At 65.6% G+C, this 15,794-nt stretch carries 16 protein-coding genes; 10 read left to right on the forward strand and 6 right to left on the reverse strand.

Annotated features, from left to right (window positions below; all coding sequences use genetic code 11):
* Window positions 1–4 precede the first annotated feature (4 nt).
* Together GRB80_RS05295 and GRB80_RS05300 are read left to right on the forward strand one after the other, a co-directional pair.
* Window positions 5–1,093 (forward strand): ABC transporter permease, encoded by a 1,089-nt coding sequence (locus GRB80_RS05295; protein WP_161422782.1) that lies wholly within the window; start codon window positions 5–7, stop codon window positions 1,091–1,093.
* A complete protein-coding gene (locus tag GRB80_RS05300; RefSeq protein WP_161422783.1) occupies window positions 1,086–2,666 on the forward strand; it encodes an ABC transporter ATP-binding protein in 1,581 nt (526 codons plus the stop codon). Before GRB80_RS05295 ends, GRB80_RS05300 begins: the two co-directional genes overlap by 8 nt.
* Here the strand turns inward: GRB80_RS05300 and GRB80_RS05305 are convergent.
* Window positions 2,663–3,361 (reverse strand): pseudouridine synthase, encoded by a 699-nt coding sequence (locus tag GRB80_RS05305; protein WP_161422784.1) that lies wholly within the window; start codon window positions 3,359–3,361, stop codon window positions 2,663–2,665. The two genes, GRB80_RS05300 and GRB80_RS05305, sit on opposite strands and share 4 nt — an antisense overlap.
* The gene (locus GRB80_RS05310) at window positions 3,361–4,176 is read right to left on the reverse strand and encodes an amidohydrolase (RefSeq protein WP_132040976.1); all 816 of its coding nucleotides are present in this window, start codon (window positions 4,174–4,176) and stop codon (window positions 3,361–3,363) included. Before GRB80_RS05310 ends, GRB80_RS05305 begins: the two co-directional genes overlap by 1 nt.
* A 156-nt stretch (window positions 4,177–4,332) precedes the next feature.
* On the opposite strand from GRB80_RS05310, the gene rarD reads away from it, so the two are divergent.
* Entirely contained in the window at window positions 4,333–5,253 is a 921-nt protein-coding gene (gene rarD, locus GRB80_RS05315) for an EamA family transporter RarD (RefSeq protein ID WP_161422785.1), read from the forward strand.
* A gap of 87 nt (window positions 5,254–5,340) precedes the next feature.
* Here the strand turns inward: rarD and GRB80_RS05320 are convergent, their stop codons facing one another.
* A complete protein-coding gene (locus GRB80_RS05320; RefSeq protein WP_161422786.1) occupies window positions 5,341–6,615 on the reverse strand; it encodes an O-acetylhomoserine aminocarboxypropyltransferase/cysteine synthase family protein in 1,275 nt (424 codons plus the stop codon).
* Window positions 6,616–6,749: 134 nt separating this feature from the next.
* On the opposite strand from GRB80_RS05320, the gene GRB80_RS05325 reads away from it, so the two are divergent.
* From GRB80_RS05325 to GRB80_RS05345, 5 genes are all read left to right on the forward strand, one after another.
* Window positions 6,750–8,462: a SulP family inorganic anion transporter gene (locus GRB80_RS05325; RefSeq protein ID WP_161422787.1), complete on the forward strand. Its 1,713-nt coding sequence runs from the start codon at window positions 6,750–6,752 to the stop codon at window positions 8,460–8,462.
* 192 nt (window positions 8,463–8,654) lie between these two features.
* Window positions 8,655–9,884, forward strand: coding sequence for a formamidase (gene fmdA, locus GRB80_RS05330; RefSeq protein ID WP_161422788.1), 1,230 nt, complete (start codon window positions 8,655–8,657; stop codon window positions 9,882–9,884).
* Between the two features lie 4 nt (window positions 9,885–9,888).
* Window positions 9,889–10,188, forward strand: coding sequence for an FmdB family zinc ribbon protein (locus GRB80_RS05335; RefSeq protein ID WP_161422789.1), 300 nt, complete (start codon window positions 9,889–9,891; stop codon window positions 10,186–10,188).
* A 260-nt stretch (window positions 10,189–10,448) separates the two neighbouring features.
* Window positions 10,449–11,135, forward strand: a complete 687-nt coding sequence (gene csiR / locus GRB80_RS05340) for a DNA-binding transcriptional regulator CsiR (RefSeq protein WP_161422790.1) — start codon at window positions 10,449–10,451, stop codon at window positions 11,133–11,135.
* A gap of 112 nt (window positions 11,136–11,247) precedes the next feature.
* Complete coding sequence (locus GRB80_RS05345; RefSeq protein WP_161422791.1) at window positions 11,248–11,463, forward strand: hypothetical protein; 216 nt, start codon at window positions 11,248–11,250, stop codon at window positions 11,461–11,463.
* Between the two features lie 18 nt (window positions 11,464–11,481).
* Here the strand turns inward: GRB80_RS05345 and GRB80_RS05350 are convergent, their stop codons facing one another.
* From GRB80_RS05350 to GRB80_RS05360, 3 genes are read right to left on the reverse strand one after another with little or no spacing between them, the layout of a single operon-like run.
* On the reverse strand, window positions 11,482–12,426 hold the full coding sequence (locus GRB80_RS05350; protein ID WP_202597165.1) for a 5-oxoprolinase subunit C family protein: 945 nt from the start codon (window positions 12,424–12,426) through the stop codon (window positions 11,482–11,484).
* Window positions 12,419–13,171 carry a 5-oxoprolinase subunit B family protein gene (locus GRB80_RS05355; RefSeq protein WP_161422792.1) on the reverse strand — a complete coding sequence of 251 codons (753 nt, stop codon included), beginning with the start codon at window positions 13,169–13,171 and terminating at the stop codon, window positions 12,419–12,421. Before GRB80_RS05355 ends, GRB80_RS05350 begins: the two co-directional genes overlap by 8 nt.
* A gap of 8 nt (window positions 13,172–13,179) precedes the next feature.
* A complete protein-coding gene (locus tag GRB80_RS05360; protein WP_161422793.1) occupies window positions 13,180–13,941 on the reverse strand; it encodes a 5-oxoprolinase subunit PxpA in 762 nt (253 codons plus the stop codon).
* Window positions 13,942–14,163: 222 nt separating this feature from the next.
* On the opposite strand from GRB80_RS05360, the gene GRB80_RS05365 reads away from it, so the two are divergent.
* Both GRB80_RS05365 and GRB80_RS05370 read left to right on the forward strand, forming a co-directional pair.
* Window positions 14,164–15,168 carry a TRAP transporter substrate-binding protein gene (locus tag GRB80_RS05365; RefSeq protein ID WP_161422794.1) on the forward strand — a complete coding sequence of 335 codons (1,005 nt, stop codon included), beginning with the start codon at window positions 14,164–14,166 and terminating at the stop codon, window positions 15,166–15,168.
* A 65-nt stretch (window positions 15,169–15,233) separates the two neighbouring features.
* A complete protein-coding gene (locus GRB80_RS05370; RefSeq protein ID WP_161422795.1) occupies window positions 15,234–15,785 on the forward strand; it encodes a TRAP transporter small permease in 552 nt (183 codons plus the stop codon).
* The last annotated feature ends 9 nt before the right edge of the window (window positions 15,786–15,794 follow it).

Here is a 15,794-nt window from a genome sequence, read left to right on the forward strand (position 1 = left end):
GCCGATGGTCGCTGCCTTTACCAAGCTGGCGGGGCGCTTCTCCCCCATCACGCGACGCCGTTTCGGGGTGTTCCGGGCCAATCGCCGCGCCTGGGTCTCGCTCTGGATCTTCGGCGCACTGTTCGTGGTGAGCCTGGCCGCCGAACTGATCGCCAACGACAAGCCCCTGGTGATGCAGTATCAGGGGGAGTGGTATGTGCCGCTGCTGGTCGACTACCCCGAGACCGAGTTCGATGGCTTCCTGCCGACCACCACCGACTACCACGACCCCTTCGTGCGCGAGCAGATCGCGACGCACGGCTGGGCGCTATGGCCGCCGGTACCCTTCTCGTACCAGACCCTGGACATGCAGATGATGCGTCCCTCACCGGCGCCTCCCGATGCTCGCCACTGGCTGGGCACCGACGATCAGGGGCGCGATGTGCTGGCCCGGGTGATCTATGGCTTTCGACTCTCGGTGGCCTTCGCCCTGGTGCTGACCGCCGGCTCCCTCGCCCTGGGCGTGCTGGTCGGCGGCATCCAGGGCTACTTCGGGGGCAAGACCGACCTGATCGGCCAGCGCTTCACCGAGATCTGGCAGGGCCTGCCGGTACTCTTTCTGCTGATCATCCTGGCCAGCTTCGTGCAGCCCGGTTTCTGGTGGCTGCTCGGCATCATGCTGCTGTTCTCCTGGCTGGGCCTGGTCGACGTGGTGCGCGCCGAGTTCCTGCGTGCCCGCAATCTCGAGTATGTGCGGGCGGCGCGCGCCATGGGGCTGACGCCGGGGCTGATCATGTGGCGTCATGTGCTGCCCAACGCCATGGTCGCCACCCTGACCTTTATCCCCTTCCTGTTTACCGGCGCCATCACCACCCTCACCGCCCTGGACTTCCTGGGCTTCGGCCTGCCCCCGGGCTCGCCCTCGCTTGGCGAGCTGGTCGCCCAGGGCAAGAACAACCTGCATGCCCCCTGGCTCGGCATCACCGCCTTCGTCAGCCTGTCGTTGATGCTCTCGCTACTGGTATTTATCGGCGAAGGGCTGCGAGATGCCTTCGATCCCCGGCATATCCAGCATGCTGCCCCGGCCATCGAGAGGAGACCCGCCGATGCCTGACCTGTTGCGTCTCGAGGACCTCTCCATCGCCTTCGACGGCGTCAACGTGGTGGATCGCCTGACCCTCAGCGTCGGGCGTGGGGAGACCCTGGCCCTGGTCGGCGAGTCGGGGTCCGGCAAGTCGGTGTCGGCGCTTGGCACCATGGGCCTGCTGCCGGGCAATGCCAGCGTGACCGGCGCCCGCTGGCTGGGCGATACCGACCTCGCCCGCCTGCGTGCCCGTGACTGGCAGGGCCTGCGCGGCGGCCGGGTCGGCTTCATCTTCCAAGAGCCGATGACCTCGCTCAATCCGCTGCATACCGTCGGCAAGCAGATCGGCGAGACCCTGCGCCTGCATCAGGAGCTTACCGGCAAGGGGGCCAGGGCCAGGGTCATCGAACTGCTGGAGCAGGTGCAGCTGCCCCGCGCCGAGGAGCTGGCCGACGCCTGGCCCCACCAGCTCTCCGGCGGCCAGCGTCAGCGGGTCATGATCGCCATGGCCATCGCCAACGCGCCGGAGCTGCTGATCGCCGATGAGCCCACGACGGCACTCGATGTCACCGTGCAACAGGAGATCCTCGCCCTGCTCGCCGACCTGCGTGACCAGCACGGCATGGGCATGCTGTTTATCACCCATGATCTGAATCTGGTGCGCCGCCACGCCGACCGGGTCTGCGTGCTCTACCAGGGCCGCGAGCAGGAGACGGGGCCGGTGGAGCGGGTCTTCACCTCACCCCGCAGTGCCTACACCCGAACCCTGCTGGAGGCCGAGCCCGAGGGTCGCCCCGTGGCTGTCGTCTCGGCGACGCCGCTGCTGAAGGCCGAGGGTCTCGGAGTAAGCTTTCAGCGCCCCAAGAAGCTTCTCATGAAGCGCCCGCCGGCCTTCGAGGCGGTAAAACCCCTGTCGCTGCGGCTCGGTCATGGCGAGACCCTAGGCATCGTCGGCGAATCAGGCTCCGGCAAGACCACGCTGGCCATGGCGCTGCTGCGCCTGGTGCAGAGCCACGGCGAGATCCACCTCGATGGCAGCCGCCTGGACGGTCTCACCGGCGGCGCCCTGCGACGCATGCGTCAGCGGGTGCAGATCGTCTTCCAGGACCCCTACGGCTCGCTCTCCCCACGACTGCCGGTCGCCGATATCGTCAGCGAGGGACTTCGCTTCCACCACCCGGACCTCGAGGAGAGCGAGGTCCGCCGTCGCGTGGCCGACACCCTGCGCGAGGTGGGGCTGCCCGAGGCGTGCGCCGACCGCTACCCTCACGAATTCTCGGGGGGCCAGCGGCAGCGCATCGCCGTCGCCAGGGCGATCATTCTCGAACCGGCACTGCTGGTGCTCGACGAGCCCACCTCGGCCCTGGATCGCACCGTGCAGAAACAGCTGGTCGCACTGCTGCGCGACCTTCAGGCACGACGCGGCATCAGCTATCTATTTATCAGTCACGACCTGGCAGTGGTGCGCGCCATGGCGCACCGCATCCTGGTACTCAAGGAGGGCGAGATCGTGGAACAGGGTGACTGTCTCGAGGTGCTCGAGCGGCCACGCAGCGACTATACCCGCGCCCTGGTGGCCGCCGCTGGGCTGGCGCCCCGCTAGAAGGCAGCGACCTCTTCGGCGGAGAGTTCGCGCCACTCGCCTTCGGCAAGCTCGCCCAGCGCGAGCGGACCGACCGATTCACGGTGCAGGGCCACGACGTGGTTACCGATGGCCGCGAACATCCGTTTCACCTGGTGATACTTGCCCTCGTAGAGGACCAGTTCGGCGACGCGCGGCTCGCGCATCGAGAGCTCAGCGGGCCGGGTCGGCTTCTCCTCGCCCTCGAGCACAATCCCCTCCGCGAAGGCGCGAACGGCATCGTCGAGCCGACTCCCCTCGAGGGGCTCGTCGAGCGTTACCCGATAGACCTTGCCACAGCGCCGCTTGGGCGAGGTGACCCGGTGCGACCACTGACCATCGTCGGTCAGCAGCACCAGGCCGGTGGTATCGACATCCAGGCGCCCTACCGTCTGCAGACGCTCCAGCATCGGCAGGTCGATCAGGTCGATGGCGCGCGGATAGAGCGTGCGTCGTGCGGTACACTCGACGCCGGCCGGCTTGTGCAACATCACATAGCGCAGGCCCACCAACACCAGCGGCTCGCCCTGGAGGGTCACGCGGCTCCCCTCGCTCACCTGGGTGGCCGGGTTCTTGATGACCTCGCCGTCGACACAGACCTCGCCGCGATGCATCGCCTTCTTGGCCAGGCTGCGGGTCAGCTCGGTGGATTCACAGATAAAGCGGTCGAGACGCATCAGCAGCCCACCCCATCCGCCAGGCGGAAGTGATCGGCATCGCGCCAGGCGGGGAACTTGTCGCGGAAGCGCTGCAGCTCCTCCAGGGAGAGCGTGGCGGTTCTCACGAAGGCGGTGCCCTCGGGTTCGTCGATCAACGCTTCGCCCTTGGCATCGATCAACATGGAGTCACCGCTGTAGGGCAGCCCCTTGGCATCCTCGCCGACACGATTCACCCCGATCACCGGACAGAGATTCTCGATGGCCCGCGCCTGCAGCAGCACGCGCCAGGGGTGTCGCCGGGGGGCCGGCCAGTTGGCCACGCACAGCAGGGCGTCATACTCGAAGTGTTCGTCAGCGCTCGGCTGCTGTCGCAGCCAGACCGGGAAGCGCAGGTCATAGCAGACGCTAAGCAGAATTCGGAAGCCCTTGAGTTCGACAATCACGCGCTCGTGCCCCATGGCATAGCGCTCGTGCTCGCCGGCCATGCGAAACAGATGACGCTTGTCGTAGGTGGCACAGGAGCCGTCGGGACGCGCCCACACCAGCCGGTTGTAATAGTCGCCATTGTCGACCACCGCCACGCTGCCGGTGACCACGCAGCCTCGCTGCCACGCCTGCTCCCTTAGCCAGGCCACGGTGGCACTCTCGCCCATGGGCTCGGCCATCTCGCGAGAGTTCATGGTGAAGCCGGTCGCAAACATCTCCGGCAGCACGATCAGGTCGGTCTCCTCCCCCCCGAGATCGCCAAGGGTCTCCTCCAGCATCCGGCAGTTGGCCGTCGGATCCTCCCAGCGCAGATCACACTGCACCAGGGTCGTTCTCAGCTCACTCATCGGTACTCCCTCTGGGATGGCAATATTGGCGCCCAGACTACCCCACCCGGCGGCCATCGTCAGCCAGCGCAAGGAGACAGGCCGGAACAGCCTCCCCTCGAACAACGCTCAATAGCCTGCTAAGTTGGAGACAACTTCATCACCTGAGATCACCACATGCTCGCCGCTTCCTCCTCTCCCGCCGACCGTGAGGCTCGCCGGGGCGTTATCTTCGGCCTGGCCGCCTACAGCATGTGGGGCTGCTTCCCGCTGTTCTTCGCGCTGTTCGAGGGGGTGCCCGCCTATGAAATCCTGATCCACCGGGTGTTGTGGTCCTGCCTGTTTCTGGTTGGCCTGGTGACGCTGCTCGGGCGGTGGGCGCCGATTAGAGAAGCGCTGGGCCAGCCGCGGCGGCTGGGGCGAGTGCTGGGTTGTGCCCTGCTGATCGGGCTCAACTGGGGGCTCTATATCTATTCGGTGGAGACCCGCCAGGTACTGCAGGCCAGCCTCGGCTACTTCATGACGCCGCTGGTCAATGTGGCGCTGGGCATGCTGGTACTGCGCGAGACCATGCATCGACTGCAGGGGGTGGCCGTGGCCCTGGCCGCCACCGCGATCCTGACGCAGCTGGTGATGCTGGGTGAGCTGCCGTGGATCAGCCTGGCCCTGGCCTTCTCCTTCGGTACCTATGGACTGCTGCGCAAGCAGGTGCCCCTGGATGGCCTCTCGGGGCTGTTCGTGGAGACCCTGTTGCTGCTGCCCCTGGGGCTGATCGCCCTGGGCTGGCTGACCCAGGCCGAGCTCTCCCATTTCCTGGAGGGTAGCCGGGTCACCCTGCTGCTGGTGGCCAGCGGGGTGATCACCGCCCTGCCGCTGCTCGCCTTCGCCGGGGCGGCCAGGCGTCTGCGCCTGGCCACCCTGGGCTTTCTGATGTACCTGAACCCCACCATCCAGTTCCTGATCGCCCTGCTGGTGTTCGGCGAGCCGCTAAGCGGCGTGCAGCTGGCCACCTTCGTGATGATCTGGACGGGGCTCGCCCTCTACACCTGGTCAGCATGGCAAAGCCGGCCACGGGAGACCCCGCAGCCGGCGCGCTGATTCCCGGGTGGGGGCTCCCGAGGGGGTTCCCAGAGGGGTCAGACCCCCAAACCCCGGGGTCTGACCCCGGGGCTAAAACTGTTCAGGCTAAGCCTGGCTTGCGGCCAGGGCCTGATCGAGGTCGGCGATGATATCGTCGACATGCTCGATGCCGATGGAGAGGCGCACCATGTCCGCGGTTACACCCGCCTTGGCGAGCTCCTCGTCATTGAGCTGGCGATGGGTCGTCGCCGCCGGGATCGAGGAGCAGGTCTTGGCATCACCGATATTGACCAGGCGCAGCACCAGGTTCAGCGCATCGTAGAAGCGCGCCCCGGCCTCGCGGCCGCCCTTGATGCCGAAGCTGAGGATGCCGGAGGCATGGCCCTCCATGTACTTCCTGGCCAGGGCGTGGTCCTTGTGATTCTCGAGGCCGGCATACTGCACCCAGGTGACGGCATCGTGGCCCTGTAGATACTCGGCGACGCGCTGGGCGTTGGCACAGATGCGCTCGATACGCAGGCCCAGGGTCTCGAGGCCCTGCAGCAGCTGCCAGGCGGCCTGGGCGGAGAGTGCCGCCCCCATGTTACGCAGCGGCACCACACGGGCACGGCCGATAAAGGCCGCCTCACCGAGGTCGCGGGTATAGCAGACCCCATGATAGGAGACATCCGGCTCGTTGAGCAGCGGGAAGCGCTCGGCGTTGTCGGCCCAGGGGAACTTGCCGGAGTCCACGATCACCCCGCCCACGGTGGTACCGTGCCCACCGATATACTTGGTGGCCGAGTGGATCACGATATCGGCGCCGTGCTCGATGGGGCGCCACAGGAAGGGGGTGGCCACGGTGTTGTCGACGATCACCGGCACTCCGTGGCGGTGCGCCACCTCGGCCAGGGCCTCCATGTCCACCACGCCCCCGGAGGGGTTGCCAACACTCTCGCAGAACACCGCCTTGGTGCGCGCATCGATCAGCCCCTCGATACCGGCCAGGTCATCCTTGTCGGCGAAGCGCACCTCGATGCCCTGGCGCGGCAGGGTATGGGCGAAGAGGTTGTAGGTGCCGCCATAGAGTTCACTGATGGAGACGATATTGTCACCCGCCTCGGCAATGGTCTGGATGGCATAGGTGATCGCCGCCATGCCGGAGGCCACCGCCAGACCGGCGATACCGCCCTCCAGGGCCGCCACGCGCTGCTCGAGTACGCCGCAGGTGGGGTTCATGATCCGCGAATAGATATTGCCCTCGACCTTGAGATCGAAGAGGTCGGCGGCGTGCTGGGCACTGTCGAAAGAGAACGAGGTGGTCTGGTGGATCGGCACCGCCACCGCGTGCTGGTCGTCGGGGGTGTAGGCGTGGTGAAGGGCAATGGTCTCGCGTTGCATGTCGGGTCCTTGGTGTGGTGATTGGTGTGATAATTAAGCTAAAACGTGTTTATCCGATGCTAACCAACTCTGAACGAGACCACTAATATCGTTTAGGCTAGGTGCTTATTCCAACCGCCAGGCCAAGGGAGAACATGCTCAAGCGCTATCTACCGGTCCTGAGCTGGCTACCCCACTATAACCGGCGCCTGCTTGGGGCCGACGTGCTGGCCGGCGTGATCGTCACCGCCATGGTGATCCCCCAGTCGCTGGCCTATGCGCTGCTCGCCGGGCTGCCGGCGGTGGTGGGACTCTACGCCAGCCTGCTGCCGGCGGTGCTCTATGCCCTGCTGGGCACCAGCCGCACCCTGGCGGTGGGCCCGGTGGCGATCATCGCCTTGATGACCGGCGCGGCCCTCTCCAATGTCGCCACCCCGGGCAGCGCCGCCTATCTCCAGGCGGCCCTGGTGCTGTCACTGCTCTCCGGGGCGATGCTGGTCGCCATGGGCCTGCTGCGGCTGGGATTCTTCGCCAACTTCCTGAGCCACCCTGTGATCGCCGGCTTCCTCGCCTCCTCGGCGGTGCTGATCGCCATCAGCCAGGCGGCCCACCTGGCCGGCATCTCGGCCGGCGGCTACACCGCCCTGACGCTGCTGACGAGCCTCGCCGAGCAGCTCCATCGGCTGCACTGGCCCACACTTGCCATCGGCCTGGGCACCCTGCTCTTCCTGGTCGCCAGCCGCCGCTATGGCCAACCGCTGCTGATCACGCTGGGGCTCGCCGCCCCCACCGCCGGCCTGGTGGCACGCAGTGGGCCGGTGCTGGCCGTTGTCGCTACCACGCTGCTGAGCTGGCAGCTTGGCCTGGAGGAGCGTGGCGTCGCTGTGGTTGGCGCCATTCCCGGCGGGCTGCCACCGCTGACCCTGCCGGAGCTAGACCTCGGCCTGTGGCGTGCACTGCTGATGCCGGCCCTGCTGATCAGCGTGGTGGGCTTCGTCGAGTCCATCTCCATGGCCCAGATGCTCGCCGCCAAGCGCCGTCAGCGCATCTCGCCCAATCAGGAGCTGGTGGGACTGGGGGGCGCCAACCTGGCTGCGGCCGTTACCGGCGGCATGCCGGTCACCGGTGGTCTCTCGCGCACCGTGATCAACGACGAGGCGGGGGCCAGGACCCCCTTTGCCGGCCTGTTCGCGGCGCTGGGCATCGGCCTGGTCACGCTGCTGTTTACCCCGCTGCTGTACCACCTGCCCATCGCCACCCTGGCCGCCACCATCACCGTGGCCATTCTCACCCTGGTCGATATCCCGCTGATCCGGCAGACCTGGCGCTATTCGCGCAGTGACTTCTCCGCCATGGCCGCCACCATCCTGCTGACCCTGACGGAGGGCGTCGAGGCGGGCATCATCAGCGGCGTTGTGCTCTCCATCGGCCTCTTCCTCTATCGTACCAGTCGCCCCCACAGCGCGGTGGTCGGGCGCATTCCGGGAACCGAGCACTTTCGCAGCATCCAACGCCATGAGGTCGAGACTCTCGGCCATGTGGCGTTCCTGCGTATCGACGAAAGCCTCTACTTCGCCAATGCCCGCTACCTGGAAGATACGGTCATGCAGATCGTGGCTCGATATCCCGGCCTGGAACATGTGGTGCTGATCTGCTCGGCGGTCAACTTGATCGACGCCTCGGCGCTGGAGAGCCTGGAGGCCATCAATGAGCGCCTCAAGGAGGCAGGAGTCACGCTGCACCTGGCCGAGGTGAAGGGGCCGGTCATGGACCGCCTGAAGCGCAGCGACTTCCTCGATGACCTGACCGGTCGGGTCTTTCTCAGCACCTTCGCCGCCTGGCAGGCGTTCAAGCCCAGCACGGCATAACCCCAGCGCCTGCAATGCGAGCCCTGTGGTCGCCATCCTTTCGCCATACTACTTGCACCATCGGCCATCTTCGCCTTGGGCCGGCTTGTGAATCAACCGGTTCAGCTGACTGCTTATCGCGTCTGGCATTTAATTCATTCTTTACTAGTCTAAGCAAGGCGACTCCACAACAATCCAAATCGCGAGGACGCCATGACCGACACGCTGATTCGTATCGACCTCAGCAAGCCCGCCGTAGAGCACGATAACATCCATAACCGCTGGCACCCGGACATCCCAATGGTAGCCACGGTGAACCCCGGCGACGACTTCATCGTTGAGTGCATGGACTGGACTGGCGGCCAGGTTGGCAACAACGATGGCGCCGAGGACATACGCGATGCCGACTTGACCCAAGTGCACTATCTCAGCGGCCCCATCGGCGTCAAGGGCGCCGAGCCTGGGGACTTGCTGGTGGTAGACATCCTCGGCCTCGGCCCCTTCCCCGAACAAACCTGGGGCTTCAACGGAATTTTCGCTCGCGAGAACGGCGGTGGCTTTTTAACCGACCACTTCCCAGAGGCACGCAAGTCGATCTGGGACTTCCACGGCATCACGACTCGCTCTCGCCATCTACCCGGGGTCGAGTTCACTGGCCTGATGCATCCCGGCCTGATCGGCTGCCTGCCATCACGCGAACTGCTCGATGAGTGGAACCGACGCGAGCAGGGGCTGATCGACAGCGACCCCCAGCGCGTTCCGCCACTGGCCAATCCACCCTATGGCGATACGGCACATATGGGGCGCATGAACGGCGACAACGCGACCCGGGCCGCCGCCGAGGGTGCCCGCACCGTGCCCCCGAGAGAGCATGGCGGCAATTGTGATATCAAGGACCTGACCCAAGGGTCGAGGGTCTTCTTCCCGGTCTACGTGAAGGAGGGAGGTCTCTCGGTGGGCGACCTGCACTTCTCCCAGGGCGATGGTGAGATTACCTTCTGCGGCGCCATCGAGATGGCCGGCTGGGTTCACATGCGGGTCAACCTGATCAAGGATGGCATGCGGCTCTATTCGGTCAAGAACCCCATCTTCCAGCCGAGCGTCATGCAGCCCAGATACCAGAACCACCTGATCTTCGAGGGCATCTCGGTAGACGAGAGTGGAAGGCAGCACTATCTCGACACCAATGTGGCATACCGCCAGGCCTGCCTCAATGCCATCGAGTACCTCAAGAACTTCGGCTACAGCGGGGCACAGGCCTACTCGATCCTGGGTACGGCACCGGTACAGGGGCATATCAGCGGCATCGTCGACATCCCCAACGCCTGCGCGACCCTGTGGCTACCTACCGAGATCTTCGACTTCGATATCCAGCCCCAGGCTTCTGGCCCCCAGCCAAGCATCCAGCCCGGGGATTTACCCAAGGCCGCCTGGAGAGGATAGCCCCATGCCGATCTATGAGTTCCACTGCTGCAAGTGCGGACCCTTCGAGGCGCTGGTCTCCATGGGGCAACGAGAGACACCCAAGCCCTGCCCCGGCTGCGGCGAAGCCGCGACACGGCGCGTAAGCGCCCCGCGCCTGGCCCTGATGCCGTCGGCGCTACGTCAAGCCCACGTCATTAACGAACGTAGCGCCCATGAGCCCCGAAGCCAGCATGGTTGCCGCCACGATCACGCCAACGCTTCCATGGGTCGAGACACCCGGCCACGAGCCGGACGGGGACGCCCCTGGATGCTGGGCCACTAGATCGCGCCCCACGAGACGAGACGCCGCTCTATGAGCGGCGTTCTTGATATTGTGGGGTTGCGAATTACCGGGGAGGTACGGAGGTGGCGACTCGCAGCCAGCCCCCAGCTACATAACCCCCTTCTGTGCCAGACAATTTCGCTGGTGTGGTCGGCAATATACATGTCCAGCAGCGTTGGGTCGGGGCTGGCTCAGTAAGGTATTATCTGGTGTAGCGATATTCGATTATCATGTCAGCACATCGGAAAAATGACGACAACATGGACAGCACAACACGTGAAAACCTCGGGGTCAGCGCCTACCACCGCCTGAAGAGCGACATCATCCGCAATGTCTACAAGCCCGGCGAAAAGCTGCTGATGAGCCGTCTGAAGGAGCGCTATGACCTGGGCGTCGGCCCGCTGCGCGAGGCCCTCTCCCAGCTGGTCGCGGAACGCCTCGTGGTGGCCATCAGCCAGCGCGGCTTTCGGGTGGCGCCGATGTCGCTGGCCGAGCTCAACGATATCTATGACGCCAGGGCCCAGATCGAGGGGTTGCTGCTCAGGCTCTCCATCGAGCGCGGCGATGACAGCTGGGAAGCCGACATCCTGGCTCGCGCCCATACGCTCTCCAAGGTGGTGAAGGTCAACTCCTCGGAGGAGCTGCTCGAGGTCTGGGATACCCGCCACCAGGCCTTTCATAGCGCGATCGTCAGCGGCTGTCGCTCCCCCCACCTGCTGCAGATTCGCGACAGCCTGTTCGACCAGGTGGAGCGTTATCGCCACCTCTGGCTTCGTGAGACGGTACTCTCCGAGGAGGCCCTGGCGCGCAAGCATCAGGAGCATACCGAACTCGTCGAGGTCATCCTGGCGCGGGACATCGAACGCGCCACCAGGATGATGCGCGAGCATCTGATGACTCCGGTACCGATCATCACCGAGGCGATGCGTCAGCAGGGGCTGGCCTAATGCGAGCTGCCCTACCATTCTCCAGAAAATCTGTCATGGTAGGGACATACAGGCCTGCCAGGATGGCCATTGTCGTATGACGCGGCAAGCCTCTTACCATGGAGAACGTGTTATGCCCCATCATCTGCTGCGGTTTTCGCGTGAACTGGATCGACGCCTCGACGCTCTCGTCCAGACTTCCGGCCTGAACAAGGCTGAACTTATCGAGCGCTGTCTCGAGAGCGGTGTCGCCGCCCTCGAGGCCGAGCTGATGATGGAGGGAGCCGAGGCGGCGAGAGGCGGCACCAGCATCGACCAGCTGCTGCGCGAGAGTGGCCTGGGGGCCTAGCCGCCGTCGGGTGGCCCGCTATCGTTCCAGCGAGCGGCGGAAGAGACGATAGTCGCAAAGCGCACGTTCGCTGCTAGTAGCGACCAGACGCGCCTCCTGCCCCGGCAGGCATTGGGCCAGGCGAGAGGCCGCCAGCGGCGTCAGGGCACCCAGCCGAGGATAACCGCCGATGGTCTGGCGATCATTAAGCAGCGCGATGGGCTGGCCGTCCGGCGGCACCTGCACGGCTCCGAGCCCGATCCCCTCCGAGATCAATGAGCCGATGCGGCAATTCAGCCGAGGCCCGGTCAGACGCACCCCCATGCGATCGGCGCGATCGTCCACCCGCCAGCGACTATTGAAGGCGGCATAGAGGCTGGCGCCGGTGAAGTCCGCCACCTGGGCACCCGGCAGCAGCGCCAGGGTCGCCGGCGCTGTGTAGTCCGGTGGTTCCGGCACTGACACAGCCTCTCTGGCGACCCGCTCGCCCGCCTCCCCTGATACCGCCAGGCGATCCCCCGCGGCGAGCTTGCCGCCATGGCCATCGAAGCCTCCCAGCCCCTCACGCACCACACAGCTGACGCTGCCCAGCACCGGCTCGGCACGAAAGCCGCCGGCCAACGCCAGATACGCTCGCAGGCCATTGCGAGGCGTGCCAAAGGCCAGGGTCTGCCCCTCCTTGATCGACACCGGCCGCCAGAGTGCCAGGGGCTCCCCGTCCAGGGTAGCCGCCAGGTCGGCCCCTGCCACCGCGATGCTCAGATCGCGCTCGGCCACCAGGGCCAGCCCCCCGAAGGTGACCTCCAGGACCGGCGTGCCCCAGACGTTGCCCGCCAGGCGATTGGCCCAGGCCCAGCCGTGGAGGTCCGCCGGCCCGCCCTGGGTCACCCCCAGACGCCGCACGCCGAACCGACCGGCATCCTGCAGCAGCGCCAGCGGCCCTGCACGCTCGACGCGAAGCCCGATAACGGTATATTCACTCATATGCCCGCCCCCTCGGCCGCGTTTCCATGGGCGTCGCATCACCGCCATGGCGCTCGAAGGTCGCCCGGTCCACCGGGACGAACCGCACCCGATCGCCTACCCGCAGCAGGCTGAAGCCCTCCCGATCACGATCGAACAGCCGCGCCGTGGTCCTGCCCAGCAGGTTCCAGCCCCCCGGCGACACCGCGGGGTAGGCGGCGGTCTGGCGGCCGGCGATGGCAACGCTGTTGACCGGCACTCGCTGGCGCGGCGTATCCAGCCGCGGCACCTCGAGGCGCCGGTCGAGCAGACCCATAAAGGCAAACCCGGGGGCGAAGCCCAGCGCGAAGACGCGATACGTCTGCCCGGCATGGCAATCGATCACCGCCTCCAGACTCATGTTCGCGTGCTGCGCCACCCGCTCCAGGTCCGGGCCCACGCTGGGGTCATACCAGGTAAGCAGTTCATGGAACTCGCCGGCCTCCGTTTCCTGCTCGGGGGCCGGGTCGGCGAGCAAGTCGGCCAGCAGGTCGGCCAGCCGTCGACGCGCCGCCTCGGGGGAGAGTCGAAGTGGATCGAATACCACCAGCAGCGTGGTATAGGAGGGCACCAGGTCGACGAGGGCCTCACCGAAGGCGGCCTCGCAGCGTCGTGCCAGGGCGCCCAGCCAGGCCAGGTTGGCCACGTCGATGGTCGAGAAGAGTCGCACCAGCCAGCCATCGAGGCCGGCGGACTCAATCCTCGGTGTGGGCTGGTTTCGATTCATCCCATGGCTCATTCCATGGCTCCCAGCCGATCCAGCGCCTCACGGATCGCCTTCACCGCGGCGATGGATTCGGGGTTGTCGCCATGCACACAGAGCGTGTCGGCGGCCAGAATCAGCTCGCTGCCGTCGCTGGCTACCAGGGGCTTGCCACTGGCGATGCGCAGGGCCTGATCGACGATCACCTCGGGGTCGTGGTGGACGGCGCCTGGCTCCCGGCGTGACACCAGCCGCCCCGCGCCGTCATAGGCGCGATCGGCGAAGGCCTCGAACCAAAGCGTGACGCCATGGTCGGCGGCCAGTTCAGCGACCGCCGAGGTGTCGCGGGTCGCCATGGTCATCAGGGGCAGTGACGAGTCGAAGGCCAGGATCGCCCGCATCACCGCGCCCATGATCTCCGGGTCCCGGGCCATATCGTTGTAGAGGGCGCCGTGGGGCTTCACATAACTGACCTCGAGGCCCTCCGCACGACACACCCCCGCCAGGGCCCCCAGCTGATAGAGCACCAGGTTCTCGACCTCCTGGGCCGAGCAGGCCAGCGAGCGGCGACCGAAGCCCACCATATCGGGATAGGCCGGGTGCGCCCCGACCCGCACACCATGTCGGGCCGCCAATCGAACCGTCATGCGGATGACGTCGGGATCCGAGGCGTGAAAACCGCAGGCCACATTGGCCAGGTCCACATGGGGCATGACTTCATGATCCATCCCCATGACCCAGGGGCCAAAGCTCTCCCCCATATCGGCATTGAGCAGCAAGGGGCGTGACGTCATGCGAGTCTCCTAGTTGGTCAGGAATTTGGGAAGAATTTACCAACGTTTTACTTTCAAAACATCATCTTTTGGTCTAGTGATCGTTGACGAAACCAACTCCTCAAGCCTAACCTCGCCTCCTTTCTACGACTACACTCACAGCGTAGCCGCTGACATGGACACCATGTCAGATACAACAACACTTCATGTCAGACACAAAAACACTTCACAGAGGATGTCTCGATGACTGTTAGCCACCTGCGACTCCCCCATCTGGCAACCGCCGCCGCTCTCGGCGTCAGCCTGGCCACCATGACCGGGTCTGCCCAGGCCGCCACCGAGTGGGATATGCCCACGCCTTACGGTGATCGCACCTTTCATACCGTCAATATCCGCGAATTCACCGAGGATGTGCGCGAGGCCACCGATGGCGAGCTGGACATCACCGTCCACTCCAACGGCTCGCTGATCGGCCATGCGGAGATCAAGAACTCGGTACGTCGGGGCATCGTACCCATGGGCGAGGTGATCATGTCGCGCCTGGCCAACGAGAACCCCATCTTCGAGGTGGACTCCGTGCCCTATCTGGCCGCCAGCTACGAGGAGGCCTGGACGCTGTGGGAAGCCTCCCGCGAGATCATCGCCGAGGAGCTGCAAAAGCAGGGGCTGCGCCTGCTCTTCGCCGTGCCGTGGCCGCCCCAGGGGATCTACACCAACCAGGCGATCGAGAGCGGCGACGATCTCAAGAACCTCAGCATGCGCGCCTACAACACTGCCAGTGAGCGCATCGCCCAGCTGGTGGGTGCCGTGCCCACCCAGGTGGAAGTGCCGGACATCCCCACTGCCTTCAGCACAGGCCGGGTCGAGGCGATGATCACCTCGCCCGCCACCGGTGCCGACACCAAGGCCTGGGACTACCTCAACCACTTCAATCACGCCCAGCTGTGGTTGCCGAAAAACATGATCATCGTCAGCGAGAAGGCCTTCTCGCGTCTCTCCGAGGACACCCAGCAGGCCCTGCTCGAGGCTGCCGCCGATGCCGAGACGCGCGGATGGGAGATGAGCCAGCAGGAGACCACCGACGCCATCGCCGTGCTCAAGGAGAACGGCATCACCGTCACGGAACCCAGCGAGGCGCTGGCCGAGACACTCAAGGAGGTCGGTGAGACCATGACCGAGGAGTGGGTCGAGCGTGCCGGTGAGCAGGGTCAGACGATCCTCGACGCCTACCGGAGTGCCGGGGAGTAATCCCGACTCGACCGCCCCGGCCATAAGGGCCGGGGCACGCCTGGACCCTTCGTGGAACCTCGCCCATGACCTATCGACTACGACCCCTCTACAACCTCGGCGGCTACCTCTCGGCCGCTTGTCTGACGCTGATCTGCCTGCTGATCAGCGCTCAGATCGTCGGCCGCCTGATCGACCGACTCGCCACCGCCATCGGTGGCGAGCGTATCGGCCTGGCGATTCCTGCACTTTCCGATATCTCCGGCTTCCTGCTGGTCGGCGCCAGCTTCCTGGGGCTGGCCTACACCTTCGTGCATGGCGGTCATATTCGCGTCACCCTGCTGATCGGCCGACTGGCGCCGACGGCCCGCGCCTGGGTCGAGGTACTGTGCCTGGCCATTGCCTTGACGCTATGCCTCTATCTGGCCTGGAACCTCTACTGGCTGCTCGCCGATAGCATCGCGTTCAACGAGACCTCCTATGGGCTGGTGCCCATTCCTCTGTGGATTCCCCAGTCCGCCATGATCACGGGGGTGATCCTGTTCTGCCTGGTACTGATCGAGACGCTGCTGCAGACCCTGCATATCGCCATTCGCCGCCCCCATACCTTCACCATCGACGACAGCGGCCAGGAATAGGTCCGGAGA

It is taken from the genome of Halomonas icarae (assembly GCF_009901955.1).
Taxonomy (GTDB): domain Bacteria; phylum Pseudomonadota; class Gammaproteobacteria; order Pseudomonadales; family Halomonadaceae; genus Halomonas; species Halomonas icarae.

What these genes read in the sequence shown, in the direction of transcription:
- GRB80_RS05295 (WP_161422782.1), top strand. Translation starts at nt 5, where the DNA reads ATGGTCGCTGCCTTTACCAAGCTGGCGGGGCGCTTCTCCCCCATCACG.
- GRB80_RS05300 (WP_161422783.1), top strand. Translation starts at nt 1,086, where the DNA reads ATGCCTGACCTGTTGCGTCTCGAGGACCTCTCCATCGCCTTCGACGGC.
- GRB80_RS05305 (WP_161422784.1), bottom strand. Translation starts at nt 3,361, where the DNA reads ATGCGTCTCGACCGCTTTATCTGTGAATCCACCGAGCTGACCCGCAGC.
- GRB80_RS05310 (WP_132040976.1), bottom strand. Translation starts at nt 4,176, where the DNA reads ATGAGTGAGCTGAGAACGACCCTGGTGCAGTGTGATCTGCGCTGGGAG.
- rarD (WP_161422785.1), top strand. Translation starts at nt 4,333, where the DNA reads ATGCTCGCCGCTTCCTCCTCTCCCGCCGACCGTGAGGCTCGCCGGGGC.
- GRB80_RS05320 (WP_161422786.1), bottom strand. Translation starts at nt 6,615, where the DNA reads ATGCAACGCGAGACCATTGCCCTTCACCACGCCTACACCCCCGACGAC.
- GRB80_RS05325 (WP_161422787.1), top strand. Translation starts at nt 6,750, where the DNA reads ATGCTCAAGCGCTATCTACCGGTCCTGAGCTGGCTACCCCACTATAAC.
- fmdA (WP_161422788.1), top strand. Translation starts at nt 8,655, where the DNA reads ATGACCGACACGCTGATTCGTATCGACCTCAGCAAGCCCGCCGTAGAG.
- GRB80_RS05335 (WP_161422789.1), top strand. Translation starts at nt 9,889, where the DNA reads ATGCCGATCTATGAGTTCCACTGCTGCAAGTGCGGACCCTTCGAGGCG.
- csiR (WP_161422790.1), top strand. Translation starts at nt 10,449, where the DNA reads ATGGACAGCACAACACGTGAAAACCTCGGGGTCAGCGCCTACCACCGC.
- GRB80_RS05345 (WP_161422791.1), top strand. Translation starts at nt 11,248, where the DNA reads ATGCCCCATCATCTGCTGCGGTTTTCGCGTGAACTGGATCGACGCCTC.
- GRB80_RS05350 (WP_202597165.1), bottom strand. Translation starts at nt 12,426, where the DNA reads ATGAGTGAATATACCGTTATCGGGCTTCGCGTCGAGCGTGCAGGGCCG.
- GRB80_RS05355 (WP_161422792.1), bottom strand. Translation starts at nt 13,171, where the DNA reads ATGAATCGAAACCAGCCCACACCGAGGATTGAGTCCGCCGGCCTCGAT.
- GRB80_RS05360 (WP_161422793.1), bottom strand. Translation starts at nt 13,941, where the DNA reads ATGACGTCACGCCCCTTGCTGCTCAATGCCGATATGGGGGAGAGCTTT.
- GRB80_RS05365 (WP_161422794.1), top strand. Translation starts at nt 14,164, where the DNA reads ATGACTGTTAGCCACCTGCGACTCCCCCATCTGGCAACCGCCGCCGCT.
- GRB80_RS05370 (WP_161422795.1), top strand. Translation starts at nt 15,234, where the DNA reads ATGACCTATCGACTACGACCCCTCTACAACCTCGGCGGCTACCTCTCG.